Raw genomic sequence first — 14,753 nt, forward strand, 5'->3', positions numbered from 1 at the left:
TTAGGGATAGACAGAAAATGAAAGGAAAAAGAGTGATTGCAGGCATTCTGCTTGCAGGGATTTTAGCAGTCACCCTGGCGGGGTGTAAAAACACAGATAACACGAAAGAAAAAACCGAAAAGCCTGTTATTACCCTCGGCAGCGACAGCTATCCACCATACAATTATCTGAATGAGGATGGTGTACCGACGGGAATCGATGTAGAACTGGCTGCGGAAGCTTTCAAAAGAATGGGATATCAGGTGGAGGTTGTCCAGATCAACTGGGAGAAGAAAAAAGAACTGGTGGAGAGCGGAGAGATTGACTGTATCATGGGCTGCTTTTCCATGGAAGGACGCCTTGACGATTACCGCTGGGCGGGACCATATATAGCAAGCCGGCAGGTGGTCGCTGTAAATGAGAACAGTGATCTCTATAAACTGAGTGACCTGGCGGGAAAGAACCTGGCTGTTCAGTCCACAACCAAACCGGAAGGCATCTTTCTGAACCGGACGGATCAGAGAATCCCAAAGCTGGGCAATCTGATCAGTCTGGGACACAGGGAGCTGATCTATACATTTCTTGGGAAAGGATATGTAGATGCAGTCGCCGCACATGAGGAATCTATTGTCCAGTATATGAAGGATTATGATACAAGCTTCCGCATCCTTGAAGAACCTTTGATGGTTGTGGGGATAGGAGTTGCTTTTGCAAAAGAGGATGACAGGGGAATCTGTGAGCAGATGGATCAGACACTGGAAGAAATGCGCCAGGATGGCACATCCCTGAAAATTATTGAAAAATATCTGGATGATCCCCAGAAGTATCTGGAGGTGGATGATCTTGGATATTAAGAGAAAGAAAAAAGAAAAACGAATCCAGCTGCTCGGTGGTCTGATTGGAATCTGTGTGGCTGTAATTTCTCTGTTTTATTTCTTTCATGCGGAGAAAGCGGAAGCAGAGAAAAGAATGGTGGAGATTGTAAATTATGTCAAAGTGCAGTGTTCCACCTACACCCATTATAATGAATCTTCGGAATCCAAAAGTCTTCTCCGTGCGATTGAAAGTGCCAGACAGATGAGTACGAATATCGATATGGAAATAGAAAACGGCGGTCAGCTAAGCCGGGATTTCCTGAAGGAAAACCTGCAGACTCTATGGGTGGATGGTATCATTGTACTGGATGCAGAAGGAAAGACGGACTGTGAATACAGCACGGATGAGTCTCTGGCTAATGAGATTACGGAGTATCTGCAAAAAGAAATTATCATGAATTTTGCCGGATATGAAGAAAGAAGCTATTCGGAACGGTTTACCAGGGAAGATGGATCCTTTATTGACATTGCAGCCTGCGCCAGAAAAGATGCACCGGGTATCGTTGCAATCTATTATTACACATCTCCTGAATTTGCCAGAAACTATACGCTGACGATACAGGGGCTTTTAAATGGTTATAGTATCCAGAAAGATGGAACGATTATCGTTGCAGACGACGGAATCGTTGTTGCCAGCAATAATGAGAGCCTGTTGGGACAGAATACAGCCGACAACGAAGTTGTTCAGGCAATGAAAAAGCATACAGACAGTCAGCATATCTATCATTTTAGGAAGGAAGGAATTGGATGTTATGGAATCATGCTGAAACAGCGTGATTATTATATCTACGCATATCTTCCGGATACGGAAGTGTTTTGTAATCTTCCATTAAGTGTTATAGGTGTTATTTTTCTTTATTTTCTGATGTCCGGCATATTCTGGTTCTGGACATACAGAACCAATCTGGCGCACCGGAAACAAGAATTTGAAAAAGATGAAAAATATAAAGCAGAACTTCTGATAGCAGCAAAAAAGGCAGAAGCCGCCAATGAGGCAAAAACAGAATTCCTTCATCGTATGAGCCACGATATCAGGACTCCGATTAATGGAATCTACGGTTTGATCAATATGGCAGACCATTATGCAGATGATATGGAGAAGCAGAAGGAATACAGAACAAAGGTTAAAGCGGCATCCAATCTGTTGCTGGAACTGGTAAATGATGTTCTGGACATGAGTAAGCTGGAGTCGGGTGAAGTTGTTCTGGAAGAGAGTCCATTTAATCTGAGCAAAATCTCTGAGGAAGTGCTTGTTGTAATTGAACAGATTGCTGCAGAACAGAATATCCGGATTGTATGGGAGAAAAAAGAAATCATACACCGTGATCTTATTGGAAGTCCGGGGTATGTAAAACGTGTGATGATGAATATCCTGTCCAATGCAGTGAAATATAACAGAGAAAATGGACATATTTATCTTAGCTGCATGGAAATCCCATCCGAACAGCCAGGAATGACGACAATGGAATTTATCTGCCGGGATACAGGAATCGGAATGACTGAGGAGTTCCAGAAACATATTTTTGAACCATTTGCACAGGAATATACGGGAAGCCGCACAAAGTTTGTCGGAACCGGACTGGGAATGGCCATTGCAAGGAAGCTGGTCGAGAAAATGGGTGGAACCATTACTTTTGAAAGTGAAAAAGGCGTAGGGACGACATTTGTGATCCGGGTTCCATTTAAAATAGATCCGGATGCGGATAAACGTGAAGAACAGAAGGAGGTATCCGAAAAATCTATAAAGGGATTGCATATTCTTCTGGCGGAAGATAATGAGCTGAATATGGAAATCGCTGAATTTATGCTTCAGAATGAGGGCGCGGACGTGATTAAAGCGTGGAATGGGCAGGAAGCGGTTGAGCTGTTCAGAAAAAGTGAACCTGGTGAATTTGATGTCATTCTTATGGACATTATGATGCCTGTAATGAATGGTTATGAAGCCACAAAGATGATCAGGTCTCTGGACAGAGAGGATGCAAAGGAGGTACCGATCATTGCAATGACAGCAAATGCGTTCACGGAGGACAGAATAAAAGCAAAAGAAGCAGGGATGGATGAACATGTTGCTAAGCCAGTTGATGTGGAATTACTGATAAAAGTAATTCATAAATTGGTGAAATAAAAGATGTTATAAGAATGTTAGGGGGCAGTTACTGCAAACAGTAACTGCCCCCTAACTAGGATATTTATGTAATTATTTCTGGTCCAGTACGGACTGAATCTGCTTCATCAGCTGATCGTAGTTTGACTGATCGTCAATGCCACCCATGAAAGGTTCCCCAACGATATTTCCGTCTTTATCTACAAGAACGGTTGTAGGAAATGCCATGATGTTTCCTTTTCCAGCATAGTTTCCAACTGTTGAATTAGAATCGAAAGTCAGGTTCTTGTAGGAAGCGCCCTGAGCTTTCAGGATTTCTTTTGCCTCTTTGATTCCGGCTTCATTGTTGTCTAAAGTATCCATGTTGATACCAACAACTTCGCCACCCATTTCTTTGAGTTTCTCATTTAATTCATTCAGCTTAGAGAGCTCTCCGACACATGGCTTGCATCCACTGAACCAGAAATTTACAACTGTAACTTTATTTTTAGCGAAAAGACTGTCATCTACATCGTTTCCATCCAGATCTTTTCCTTTGAAACCTTTGAATACAGCTGTGGATTCGTCTGATTTGGAGGAAGAGCTGTCAGAGGAATCGGATGCAGCAATCTCTTTCTCAAGCTTGGCAATTTCTTCTTCAATTCCGCGGATTGTCTCGATGTCTTTGCACAGAGTTTCATATTCTTCTTCAGAGAAAGAGTCTTTGTTAGATTCCACTGTGCTTGCGAGGGAATCAGCATAGTTTTCGCTCATGGCATCACCGGCAGCGTTCTTGTTCATAAGATCAAAGGCTTTGTCCCATGCATCTTTGTGATCAGCAAAAAGCTGGTTTTCCTGCTGGTAAAGGTCATCCCGTTTTTTGTTCAGCTCGTCTGCGCTGCCCGTTTCTGTTGTGGAAGAAGATTCCTGTTTTGTGTTTGTATTGTCTGTTGAGGAGGAATTTCCGCAGCCTGTAAACGCAAAAAGTACAGAAATGGCAAGGGATGCAGCAATTACCTTTTTTAATTTCATTGAGTTTGTTCTAAGTGTTTTGTTTTTCATGATTTTAAATCTCCTTTAAATTACGTTTTATTAGTTTTTATTTTCAGCCTGTTTCTTAGTTGAAAATCCGTAATGATAGCAGATTGCATCAGTCGGACAGGCTTTCATACATTCTCCGCATCGGATACACTCCGGATGGTTTGGTGTGTCTACTACATTGACATCCATCTTACAGACACGACTACATTTCTGGCAGCCAACACATTTCTCATGATCAACCTGAATTTTAAGAAAAGATACCTTGTTAAACAGTGAGTAAATAGCACCCAGCGGGCAGATCCATTTACAAAATGGACGGTAAAACAAGATGCTCAGGATGATGAAAAGCGCAAGGACTGTGAACTTAAATGTAAATAAATGTCCGAGTGCGGCACGGATTCCTGAGTTGGCAAGTGACAGTGGAATTGCGCCTTCAAGTACGCCTTGTGGGCAAATGTATTTGCAGAAGAAAGGATCTCCCATACCAAGTGAATTGGTTACAAATGCCGGAAGTAGTATAACAAAGACGACCAGAATCACATATTTCAGATACCGCAGAGGCTTCAGTTTTGCGGTGGAAAGTTTCTTGCCCGGAATCTTATGCAGCAGATCCTGGAACCATCCAAACGGACAGAGAAATCCACAGATAAACCGCCCTAACAGAACACCTAACAGGATGAAAAATCCGGTGATGTAGTAGGTAAATTTGAATTTTGAAGAACCGACCACGGCTTGAAAAGCTCCAATCGGACAGGCACCTGTGGCGGCAGGACAAGAGTAACAGTTTAGTCCCGGGACGCACATCGTTTTTACATTTCCCTGATAAATTTTCCCTTTCAACAGATTCGGGATGTGAATGTTGGTCAGCAGTGTAGCAGCTGCCTGAATCCATCCGCGGAAGCGGGCCAGAAAGTTTTTGTTTGATTTCATTTTCTTATCCAATTCCTACACACTCCATACATAATTTTATTGCCTTGCTAAGAACAACCGCTGCTTCTCCGCGGAAGATCCCGACAAGGAAAAACACCAGACCGGCTGCAAGTAAAAGAATCTGTGTTGCTTTTTCAGATTTCATTAAAATACTCCTTTCAATGTTCAAAGTCCGTTTATTGACCTTTCGATGTTTGCATTGTACAATAGAGGGTGTAAAATTCCTGTTAAGAAAATGGAGAAAAATAAATTGAGATTATTAGTTGTTGAAGATGAGAAGAAATTATGTGATATGATTGCGAAAAGTCTGCACCAGGCAGGTTATGAGGTAGACACGTGTAATGACGGAGAGGAAGCACTGGATTAAAAAATTTATGAAAATGAATAAGTGGAAAGTTGCATGTCCATTGACATGGCTTTCCACTTATTTTTATGAATTCCTATGCGCCAGACGAGCAGACAACAGAAATTGGCATCTTACCCGCGAATTTCTGCATTTCACATCATGCAGACTGGACGAATGCTGTAAAATCATATATAAAAGAAATAGGAATAACTGGGGGTGAGATGGATGAAATGTGAGGTGGAACAGATTGATCCAAAGCAGGAAGAACATGTTATGGTATATTGCCACAACAGGGAAGCATCCTGGGTGCAGAATGTTCGGGAAGCTGTATTTGGACAAACATCGGTATGTGGATATAAAAATCACGTTTTGTATCAATTGAAATTGTCTGATATTTTTTATGTGGAACAGCAAAGAAATCAAAGGAGAGGGCAGGCGTAATGGAAACAGATATGATTAAAATCACTCATTTAAAGAAAAGCTTTGGTGATGTAAAAGCAGTCAATGATCTGAGTTTTCAGGTGAAAAAAGGAGAGCTCTTTGCATTCCTTGGTGTAAACGGGGCAGGGAAGAGCACAACGATTTCGATCATCTGCGGGCAGCTTCACAAAGACAGCGGAACGGTTCAGATCCAGGGCACAGATCTGGATAAGATCGGAAGGAAAGTTGGAACAATGCTTGGCGTGGTATTTCAGGACAGTGTGCTGGACAAGCCACTTACCGTCAGGGAAAATCTGAAAAACAGAGCAGCGCTTTATGGAATAACAGGAAAAGCGTTTGAAAAAAGATTGCGGGAACTGGTGGAGATTTTTGATTTCGGAGATTATCTGAACCGGCCGGTCGGAAAACTGTCCGGCGGACAGAGAAGAAGAATTGATATTGCAAGAGCCTTGCTGCATCGGCCCGAACTTCTGATTTTAGATGAACCAACGACAGGACTTGACCCACAGACGCGGCTTTTGATCTGGGATATCATTGAAAAACTTCGAGTGGAAGAAAAGCTGACAGTTTTTCTGACTACGCACTACATGGAAGAAGCTGCAAATGCCGGTTATGTGGTGATTCTGGATAAAGGAAGCATCGTGGCAGAAGGAACTCCTTTTGAGCTGAAAAATGAGTATGTGCAGGACACTATGTCTGTTTATGGTGTGACAGAAGAAGAAATCAAAACACTGGGCAGAGAGTATAAAAAGATCCGGGATGGCTATCAGTTAAAAGTAAAAAATACCGCAGAGGCTACCCGGCTGATCGTGGAACATCAGGAAATATTCCGTGATTATGAAGTGGTAAAGGGCAGAATGGATGATGTATTTCTTGCTGTAACCGGAAAAACATTGGGAGGTGAGCACAGATGAAGGCAGTATTTGCACTTATAAGTCGAAACAGAAAATTGTTTTTTAAAGACAGAGGAATGTTTTTTTCGGCTTTAATTACTCCGGGAATTCTGATTTTGCTGTATGCTACATTTCTGGCAAACGTATACAGAGATTCCTTTGTGTCCGCGATCCCGGACATGATTACAATCTCAGACAAACTGATCGATGGAACGGTGGCCGCACAGCTTGCCGCGGCTCTTCTGGCAGTCAGCTGTGTGACTGTGACATTCTGCGTGAATCTTACGATGGTACAGGACCGGGCAAACGGAACAAGGAAAGATTTTAATGTATCGCCAATCAGCAAAGCACAGCTTTATCTTGGGTATTTTTTATCTACTGTAGTCAATTCCCTGCTGGTAAATGGGCTTGCGCTTGTATTATGCCTTGGCTATATGTACAAAATGGGCTGGTATATGAGCGCTGTAGATGTATTCTGGGTTCTTCTCGATGAAATTTTACTGGTACTCTTTGGAAGCACGTTGTCAAGCATCGTCAGTTTTCCACTGACAACCCAGGGTCAGTTATCCGCAGTGGGAACGATCGTAAGTGCCGGGTATGGATTTTTATGCGGAGCTTACATGCCGATTTCAAATTTCGGCAGCGGCCTGCAGAAAGTACTGTCGTATCTGCCAAGTACCTACGGAACTTCTCTGTTGAAAAATCATATGCTCCGTGGAATCTTCGAAGAGATGGAGAACAATCAGCTGCCAGAAGAAATGATTACTGCGATTCGTGATACACTGGATTGTAACCCGAAGTTCCAGGGGTCTGTAGTAAGTGTAAATCAGATGGTGATGCTTATGGTTGGATGTGTTGTGGTATTTGGAATTATTTTTTTGTGCATGACAGCTCTTCCGGAGAAAGATGGGAAGTAAATATATCCTTCGACTATAGAATGAATAAAAAATGAGAAAAGAGACAGTTATGAATATTACAGAAAGAGAGATCGATGACCCGGAAAAAGAGGGCGTTATACTCGAATATGTAAATTTTACGAAAGAATTTGCAGAAATAAAAGAGTATGTAAGAAGCAAAGGGGAATCTATCCGGGGATACACAGAAAAGAAAGAATGTGTTTCCATAAGAACAGAAGATATTTTATATTTCGAGGCAGTGCAAAACAAGGTGTTTGCTTATACGTCAAATAAGTTTTATGAAATTAAAAGCAGACTGTATCAGCTGGAAGAGAAAATAACAAGAAAATGTATGAAGCGTGCATCAAAGACAACGATTGTAAATGCGGATCGTATTGTTTCGGTTCATACCGCATTAAATGGGCGTTTGTATGTGCTGATGGAGGTTTTGATTATTGGAGTTTATGTTACGGTGAATCTGATCGTATATGTAAATGACCATATGGTGGCGGAAAGCATGAACCAGAAACTGGAAGAGATGAGAAAACGGAAAGATGCATAGAAAAAATAACTTTGGATAGTTAAAGACAGCGTATGCCGGAAGGACATGAAATCGCTGGTATTGTAGAAACAAAAGAAAAAATTTGAAAAATTTCAAAAAATATCGTTGACAAACAGAACAAAGCGTGCTAATATACATATTGTCAGCAGGACGTAAGAACTGCTAGAAAACAGATATGGGGTCTTAGCTCAGCTGGGAGAGCATCTGCCTTACAAGCAGAGGGTCACAGGTTCGAGCCCTGTAGGCCCCATACTTCTAAAAATATAGTATGGCGAGATAGCTCAGTTGGCTAGAGCACGCGGTTCATACCCGCGGTGTCGAGGGTTCGAATCCCCCTCTCGCTACGAAAGAGAGAGCTCCTGCGAAAGCAGGGGCTTTTGTTGTTTTACGTTCGGAGGGGGCTGCCAGTGGCGGGCCCTGCAGATTACAATACCATGGAAAATGACAGGGAGGCGCTTATGAAATTATTCCACTTATCCGATCTCCACATCGGAAAGCGAGTCAATGAATTTTCGATGATCGAGGATCAGAAGTACATTTTGTCGCAGATTCTGCATACTGCAAAAAGAGAGAGACCAGATGGTGTACTGCTTTCCGGAGATATTTACGACAGTACGATTCCAAGTGCAGAAGCGGTTCAGGTTTTTGACGCGTTTCTGACAGAGCTTTCCACCAATCGGATTCCCACTTTTATTATCAGTGGAAACCATGATTCCGCCGAGCGTCTGGCATTTGGATCCAGCCTGATGGGAAAAAGCGGGATCTATTTTTCAAAGGTATACAATGGAACGATAGAGAAAATTCCGCTGCAGGATGCGTATGGCACGGTGTGGATTCATCTGCTTCCGTTTTTACGGCCTGCGGTGGTGCGTCATGCCCTGCCGGAGCGTGCGGAAGAAGTAATGTGTACAGCGGATGCAGTTCGGATTGCACTGGAACAGGATTTGGTTGATGAACAGGATCGAAATGTGATTCTGGCCCACCAGTTCGTAACCGGGGCAAAACGATGTGATGCAGAAGAACTGCAGGTTGGCGACTTGGATCAGATTCCGGCAGAATTGTTTGAAAAGTTTGATTATGCTGCACTGGGGCACATCCACAGCCCACAGAAGGTGGAAAGAGACACGGTTCGCTATTGCGGTTCGCCGCTGAAATATTCTTTTTCGGAAGCAGGACAGGAAAAAACGATTACGGTGATCAAATTAAAAGAAAAAGGAACGGTGGAGCTTAGAACAATTCCATTAAAGCCCTTGCACGATCTCAGGAAAATCCAGGGGACGTATCTGGAAGTCACGGCAAAAAGATTTTATGAGAACAGCGACTGCGAGGATTACCTTCTGGTGACGTTGACGGATGAAGAAGATGTGCCGGATGGAATGGCAAAACTCCGAACGATCTATCCGAACCTGATGCGCCTGGAGTACGATAACAAAAGAACCCGGTCTGCTGCAGACATTGGCACGGCGGAACGAGTGGAGGAAAAATCAGAACTGGAACTGTTCCGGGAATTTTATGAATTACAGAATAATCAGAGCATGACCGCACAGCAGGAAGCGCTGGTGGAAGAATTGTTACGGGGGATGAAGGGATGAAACCAAAGAAATTAGTCATCAGTGCATTCGGACCGTATGCGGACCGGATGGAACTTGATTTTGATCGGCTGGGCGGCGGTCTGTATCTGATTACGGGGGACACCGGCGCTGGAAAAACAACGATTTTTGATGCCATCACGTTTGCGCTTTACGGGGAAGCGAGCGGTGAAATCCGGAAAGGCGAAATGTTCCGCAGTAAGTATGCAAAACCGGAGGTGCGTACCTTCGTAGAGCTTACGTTTACGTATCAGGGAAAGGACTATACGGTAAAGAGAAACCCGGAATATCTGCGCCCGAAGGACCGCGGACAGGGCATGACGATGGAGAAAGCGAATGCAGAACTGATTTTTCCGGATGAGCGGCAGCCGGTTACGAAAACTTCGGAAGTGACAAAGAAAGTGACAGAACTTCTCGGGCTGGATCAGCGTCAGTTCCGACAGATTGCGATGATTGCGCAGGGAGATTTCCAGAAGCTTCTGCTGACAGGAACAGCGGATCGGAGTGAAATTTTCCGGAAAATGTTTCACACAGAGATTTATCAGGAGCTGCAGAAGCGCCTGCGGGAAGCAGCAAAGGAGCGCTGGAAAATATACGATGAAAAGAAACGCAGCATCAGCCAGTATCTGGACAATGTTGTCTGCCCGGAAGAGGCAGAATGGAAAAAAGAGTTTGACCGGCTGAAGAAAAATAAATTCGACGGCCAGGTTATGCGCGGTATGGAACTGCTTGCACGCTGCATCGAATGGGACGATGAGAAATTAAAGGCGCTGCAAGACGAGCAGAGTACGCTAAATGAAGAGATCGAAAAGAAAAACCAGCTTTTGGGAAAAATAAAAGAGCGACAGACGAGACAAAAAGAGAAAGAGCAGAAAGAAAAAGAATGGGAGACTCTGCTTCCGAAGGAAGAAGAAAAGAAAAAGAGAAGTGAGCAGGCAGAGAAAGAGGCGGAGATTTGTAAGCAGTTGGAAGAGCAGATTCGGGAAGAAAAAGTGTGTCTGGAACTGCTGCGAAAAGTGCAGCAGGAGCAAAGTGCAATGACACAGCTGCAAAAGGAACTGCAGGCAGCAACAGAAGCAAAAGAACAGCTTCAGACAGAGCAGGAGCGTGCAAAAAAAGTCCTGGAACAGAAGAAAGCACGGGAAGAACGTCTCTCTGATGCGGAGGTGAAACTTGCACGGACGGAACAAAAAGAAGCGTATGCCGCAGAGCAGATACAGCAGATGGAAGCATACTGCGAGACAATTGCAGGCGCAGTCAAAGAGGAAACGGCAAACAAAGAAGAGGAAAGCGTTCTTTGTAAAAAAATAAAAGAAACAGAGGAGACAGCGGCCAGGGCAGCCGAAGAGGCAGAAAGGCTGGCCGGGCAGGATCAGGTCTGCGAAAAACTGCTGGATGAAAAGAAAAATCTGGAACAGAAAATCCACACTTTAGAAGAAACGAAAAAACAGCTGGAGAGAACGACGGCTGAAAGGACGCAGATTGCCGCGCAGGTGACACAACTGCGAAAGGAAGAAGAGAACTTACAGGCGGATATCGCGACAACGGCAGAATATCTGGCCGAAAGAGACGGAGCCGCGCTGCTGCAGGAAAAATACCACCAGAAGCTGGAAACGCTGGAAAATCTGCTGGAAAGCTGGGAGCAGGGACGCAAAGAACTGGAAGAAAAGCAAGGTGCATACCAGCGTGAAATCAAAAAGAGAGATGCTTTACGGGAAACATATCAGGCGATGGAATCTTTATTTCTGGATGCACAGGCGGGAATTCTGGCAGAAAAACTGACAGAGGGAGAACCATGCCCGGTCTGCGGCGCTATTCATCATCCGCAGCCTGCCAGACGAGCAGAACATACGCCAGATAAAGAAACGCTGGATCACAAGAAAGAAGAACTTCGGATGCAGGAGGAAGCGGCTGCGGGACAAAGCGAGGCTGCGGGCAGCTGCCGCAGACAGGTAAAGGAAAAACGTGCACAGCTAACGGAATGGCTGTTAAGAGAACTGCCCGAGAGTCAGAAAGAACACGAACAGAAGCGACTTTCACAGATGCCGGATGTTTTATTTCAACAGGAAGCGGTCGAGAAGGCAGAGCAGCTTCGGAAGGAAGAAGAAACACAGAAAGTACGTCAGATGGAATATGCGGAACTGGAAAAAAGACAGACAGAACGGCAGAAAAGACTGGAAAGCATAAAAAAGACCATTGCAGCGGAACAGACACAGCTTGGCCGGGCAGAAGGAACCAAAAGAGCACTGGAAGAACAGTTGGAAAAAGAAATTGCGGAGGCGCAAAAAACGACTGCTTTTATGGAGAAAAAGAATCCTGCGCAAAGAAAGGGTCCGGGGGAGAGCGAGGACAGAAACTCCCTGGCTGATCAGATTGCCCAGGTGATTTCCTTCCGGAAAAACAGACAGAAACAGTGTGAGGGAGAGATTGCTGCCACGCGGGCAAAGGTGAGCCGCCGTGCAGAATGTATCGCACGGCAGAAAAAAGCGGAAGCTGAGCGGAAAGAGGATCATGAGCGGCTGCAGAAGGTGCGGAGCCGTCTTGAAGTACTGCAAAGCGATCGGAAGAGATGGAAGGAACAAGAAGAGAAACTGCTGGAAAATCTGGAAGAGCAGAGAGCGATCTGGGCAGAACAGGATCAGCAGAAAACAGGAGCGAAATCCGAAGGCAGGCCTGGAGATGGGAAGGAGCAGCTGAAGGATCTGGTAAGTGCAGAAACGGTGAAAAAACAGATAAATGAATTTACGGGATCGGAAATCGCAGAAAAACTTGCAGATGCGGAAAGAGAACTGTGGATTCGGTCTGTATGGGAACAGCACTGGCTGAAACAAAAGCGAAAAGAACTGACAGAACAGAAACAATGTATTCTTGCAGAACAGGAGGAACTGAAAAAGATCCGACAGGAAATCCAGGAAGAAACACAGAAAACGGAGCAAAGAGAACAGGAAATTCGCAAAAAAGAGCTGCGGGAAACGGAACAAAAGGCTGAAAGAAAAGCACTGCTGGAAAAGATCCGGGAAAAAGAGGCGCAGCTTGCGGGAAAAGAAGAAACAGAACTTCTGGAACATATTGCAGCCTGGGAAGCACAGAAAGAACGGCTGGAAGAAGCACAGAAAACAGCAAAAGAGGAACTGGATGCCATACAGAAAAAACTGACGGAAGTACAGGCGGCGCTTACGGCGATTCAGGCGTTAGAAACAGCGGATTCACAGGAACAGCCGCTCCCGTCAGAAATAGAATTACAGGAAGATTTAAGGGGACTTTCCGAACAGAAACAGGTTCTGGATCAGCGTTATAACGAGCAGTATCACGCGGCAAATACGAATCAGAACACATATGATGCCATTCGGAATCAGCAAAGTCAGATGCAGACCGTGGAAGAAGAGTACAAATGGGTCAATGCGCTTGCGGATACCGCATGTGGAAATGTGAGCGGAAAGCAAAAGATTGAACTGGAAACGTATGTGCAGATGGCGTATTTTGACCGGATTCTGCGAAAAGCCAATGTGCGTTTCCTGACGATGAGCCAGGGACAGTATGAGCTGAAACGGCAGGAAGACGGCACGAATAAGAAAGAAAAAGCCGGATTGGAACTGAATGTGATTGACCATTATAACGGAACGGAGCGGAGTGTCCGCACGCTCTCCGGCGGCGAATCGTTTCAGGCATCGCTTTCGCTGGCACTTGGCCTGTCAGATGAAATTCAGTCGTATGCAGGAGGAATCCGGTTAGATTCCATGTTTGTGGACGAAGGTTTTGGTTCTCTCGATGAAGAGTCCCTGAATCAGGCGGTGAAAGCACTGGAAGGTCTGGCGGATGGAAACTGTCTGGTCGGAATTATTTCTCATGTGCCCAAGTTAAAAGAGCGGATTGAGAAAAAAATCATTGTGACGAAAAATCGAAGCCGGGATGGTGTAGGAAGCCGGGCAGTGATCGAGTAGACCACACAGGAGATGATTGGGATTCGAGAGAATTCCTTGTCAGAAAGTACGGAAAATGCTATAATGGATCCGTTGGGCAAAAAAAGTTGAATGAACAGAGCAAATCCGGCGAATCATGCCGGCTGCCATAGAATGGAGGAAACAAATGAAAACATCAGATTTTTATTATGATCTGCCAAAAGAACTGATTGCACAGGATCCATTGGAAGACCGCAGCGCTTCCCGCCTGATGCATCTGGATAAAACGACAGGTGAATATAAGCATGGTCATTTCCGTGATATTCTGCAGTATCTGAAACCAGGCGACTGTCTGGTTATCAATGATACGAAGGTAATTCCGGCGCGTCTTTATGGTTCCAAGGTCGGAACGGATGCGGCAATTGAGATTCTTCTTTTAAAGAGAAAAGAAAATGACATCTGGGAAACGCTGGTAAAACCGGGCAAAAAATGCAAGGTCGGAACCGTAATATCCTTTGGAGACGGAATTCTGACAGGCGAAGTAGTCGATATCGTGGATGAAGGAAACCGCCTGATCCAGTTCCACTATGAAGGCATTTTTGAAGAAATTCTGGATCAGCTTGGTGAAATGCCGCTGCCGCCGTATATCACACACAAACTGCAGGACAAGAACCGCTACCAGACGGTATACGCGAAACACGAGGGAAGCGCAGCCGCTCCGACCGCAGGACTGCACTTTACAAAAGAGCTTCTGCAGCAGGTACAGGATGCCGGTGTAAAGATCGCCCATGTAACCCTGCATGTCGGCCTTGGCACCTTCCGTCCGGTGAAAGTGGAGGATGTCACCCAGCATCACATGCACTCTGAGTTCTATGTGGTAGAAGAAGATCAGGCAAAACTGATCAACGATACGAAAGCAGCAGGCGGCCGTGTGATCGCAGTCGGAACAACGAGCTGCCGTACTCTGGAGTCGGCAACCGGCGAGGACGGCATTTTAAAAGCCGGAAGCGGCTGGACCGAGATCTTTATCTATCCGGGTTACCGCTTCAAGATGATCGACGGACTGATCACCAATTTCCATCTGCCGGAGTCCACACTGGTGATGCTGGTATCGGCACTGGCTGGAAAAGAGCATATTATGGCAGCTTATGAAGAGGCTGTAAGAGAAAAATACCGCTTTTTCTCCTTCGGCGATGCCATGATGATTGAATAAAAAATT

Annotated in this window: 12 protein-coding genes, 2 tRNA genes and 1 pseudogene; 12 read left to right on the plus strand and 3 right to left on the minus strand. The window is 44.9% G+C overall.

The features are described 5' to 3' along the window. Positions 1-17 precede the first annotated feature (17 nt). Complete coding sequence (locus DW743_RS10935) at positions 18-833, plus strand: substrate-binding periplasmic protein (RefSeq protein WP_117761575.1); 816 nt, start codon at positions 18-20, stop codon at positions 831-833. Then, positions 817-2,979, plus strand: coding sequence for an ATP-binding protein (locus tag DW743_RS10940; RefSeq protein WP_117761574.1), 2,163 nt, complete (start codon positions 817-819; stop codon positions 2,977-2,979). The genes DW743_RS10935 and DW743_RS10940 overlap by 17 nt, the downstream gene beginning before the upstream one ends. Positions 2,980-3,051: 72 nt before the next feature. Here DW743_RS10940 and DW743_RS10945 read toward each other — a convergent pair whose 3' ends face one another. The 3 genes from DW743_RS10945 to DW743_RS10955 are packed head-to-tail and all read right to left on the minus strand — an operon-like array spanning position 3,052 to position 5,053. Further along, positions 3,052-3,999, minus strand: a complete 948-nt coding sequence (locus DW743_RS10945; RefSeq protein WP_117761573.1) for a TlpA disulfide reductase family protein — start codon at positions 3,997-3,999, stop codon at positions 3,052-3,054. 30 nt (positions 4,000-4,029) lie between these two features. Next, a complete protein-coding gene (locus DW743_RS10950; protein ID WP_117761572.1) occupies positions 4,030-4,920 on the minus strand; it encodes a 4Fe-4S binding protein in 891 nt (296 codons plus the stop codon). Continuing rightward, positions 4,913-5,053, minus strand: coding sequence for a CD1871A family CXXC motif-containing protein (locus DW743_RS10955; RefSeq protein WP_020435933.1), 141 nt, complete (start codon positions 5,051-5,053; stop codon positions 4,913-4,915). Before DW743_RS10955 ends, DW743_RS10950 begins: the two co-directional genes overlap by 8 nt. 45 nt (positions 5,054-5,098) lie before the next feature. On the opposite strand from DW743_RS10955, the pseudogene DW743_RS18955 reads away from it, so the two are divergent. The 10 genes and pseudogenes from DW743_RS18955 to queA all read left to right on the plus strand — a co-directional run. After that, positions 5,099-5,272, plus strand: a pseudogene (locus DW743_RS18955) (response regulator transcription factor); the annotation flags it as partial. Positions 5,273-5,491: 219 nt separating this feature from the next. Then, on the plus strand, positions 5,492-5,695 hold the full coding sequence (locus DW743_RS10965; RefSeq protein WP_147326118.1) for a hypothetical protein: 204 nt from the start codon (positions 5,492-5,494) through the stop codon (positions 5,693-5,695). Further along, entirely contained in the window at positions 5,695-6,609 is a 915-nt protein-coding gene (locus tag DW743_RS10970; RefSeq protein ID WP_117761571.1) for an ABC transporter ATP-binding protein, read from the plus strand. Before DW743_RS10965 ends, DW743_RS10970 begins: the two co-directional genes overlap by 1 nt. Continuing rightward, positions 6,606-7,505, plus strand: a complete 900-nt coding sequence (locus DW743_RS10975; RefSeq protein ID WP_117761570.1) for an ABC transporter permease — start codon at positions 6,606-6,608, stop codon at positions 7,503-7,505. The genes DW743_RS10970 and DW743_RS10975 overlap by 4 nt, the downstream gene beginning before the upstream one ends. A 49-nt stretch (positions 7,506-7,554) precedes the next feature. Further along, positions 7,555-8,046 (plus strand): LytTR family DNA-binding domain-containing protein, encoded by a 492-nt coding sequence (locus tag DW743_RS10980; RefSeq protein WP_158568564.1) that lies wholly within the window; start codon positions 7,555-7,557, stop codon positions 8,044-8,046. Positions 8,047-8,223: 177 nt separating this feature from the next. Next, positions 8,224-8,296: transfer RNA gene (locus DW743_RS10985), tRNA-Val, on the plus strand. Between the two features lie 20 nt (positions 8,297-8,316). Beyond that, positions 8,317-8,390 (plus strand) — tRNA-Met (locus tag DW743_RS10990). 114 nt (positions 8,391-8,504) lie between these two features. After that, positions 8,505-9,638: an exonuclease SbcCD subunit D gene (locus DW743_RS10995; RefSeq protein ID WP_117761598.1), complete on the plus strand. Its 1,134-nt coding sequence runs from the start codon at positions 8,505-8,507 to the stop codon at positions 9,636-9,638. Beyond that, positions 9,635-13,576, plus strand: a complete 3,942-nt coding sequence (locus tag DW743_RS11000) for an AAA family ATPase (protein ID WP_117761568.1) — start codon at positions 9,635-9,637, stop codon at positions 13,574-13,576. The genes DW743_RS10995 and DW743_RS11000 overlap by 4 nt, the downstream gene beginning before the upstream one ends. Positions 13,577-13,721: 145 nt before the next feature. After that, positions 13,722-14,747 carry a tRNA preQ1(34) S-adenosylmethionine ribosyltransferase-isomerase QueA gene (queA, locus tag DW743_RS11005; RefSeq protein ID WP_022461410.1) on the plus strand — a complete coding sequence of 342 codons (1,026 nt, stop codon included), beginning with the start codon at positions 13,722-13,724 and terminating at the stop codon, positions 14,745-14,747. Positions 14,748-14,753: the final 6 nt, after the last annotated feature.

Source organism: Blautia sp. AM28-27, from assembly GCF_003480905.1.
GTDB lineage: Bacteria > Bacillota > Clostridia > Lachnospirales > Lachnospiraceae > Fusicatenibacter > Fusicatenibacter saccharivorans.

Bases quoted from the DNA above. Each gene is read 5' to 3' on its own strand.
- DW743_RS10935 (WP_117761575.1), top strand. From the start codon at position 18: ATGAAAGGAAAAAGAGTGATTGCAGGCATTCTGCTTGCAGGGATTTTA.
- DW743_RS10940 (WP_117761574.1), top strand. From the start codon at position 817: ATGATCTTGGATATTAAGAGAAAGAAAAAAGAAAAACGAATCCAGCTG.
- DW743_RS10945 (WP_117761573.1), bottom strand. From the start codon at position 3,999: ATGAAAAACAAAACACTTAGAACAAACTCAATGAAATTAAAAAAGGTA.
- DW743_RS10955 (WP_020435933.1), bottom strand. From the start codon at position 5,053: ATGAAATCTGAAAAAGCAACACAGATTCTTTTACTTGCAGCCGGTCTG.
- DW743_RS10970 (WP_117761571.1), top strand. From the start codon at position 5,695: ATGGAAACAGATATGATTAAAATCACTCATTTAAAGAAAAGCTTTGGT.
- DW743_RS10975 (WP_117761570.1), top strand. From the start codon at position 6,606: ATGAAGGCAGTATTTGCACTTATAAGTCGAAACAGAAAATTGTTTTTT.
- DW743_RS10980 (WP_158568564.1), top strand. From the start codon at position 7,555: ATGAATATTACAGAAAGAGAGATCGATGACCCGGAAAAAGAGGGCGTT.
- DW743_RS10995 (WP_117761598.1), top strand. From the start codon at position 8,505: ATGAAATTATTCCACTTATCCGATCTCCACATCGGAAAGCGAGTCAAT.
- DW743_RS11000 (WP_117761568.1), top strand. From the start codon at position 9,635: ATGAAACCAAAGAAATTAGTCATCAGTGCATTCGGACCGTATGCGGAC.
- queA (WP_022461410.1), top strand. From the start codon at position 13,722: ATGAAAACATCAGATTTTTATTATGATCTGCCAAAAGAACTGATTGCA.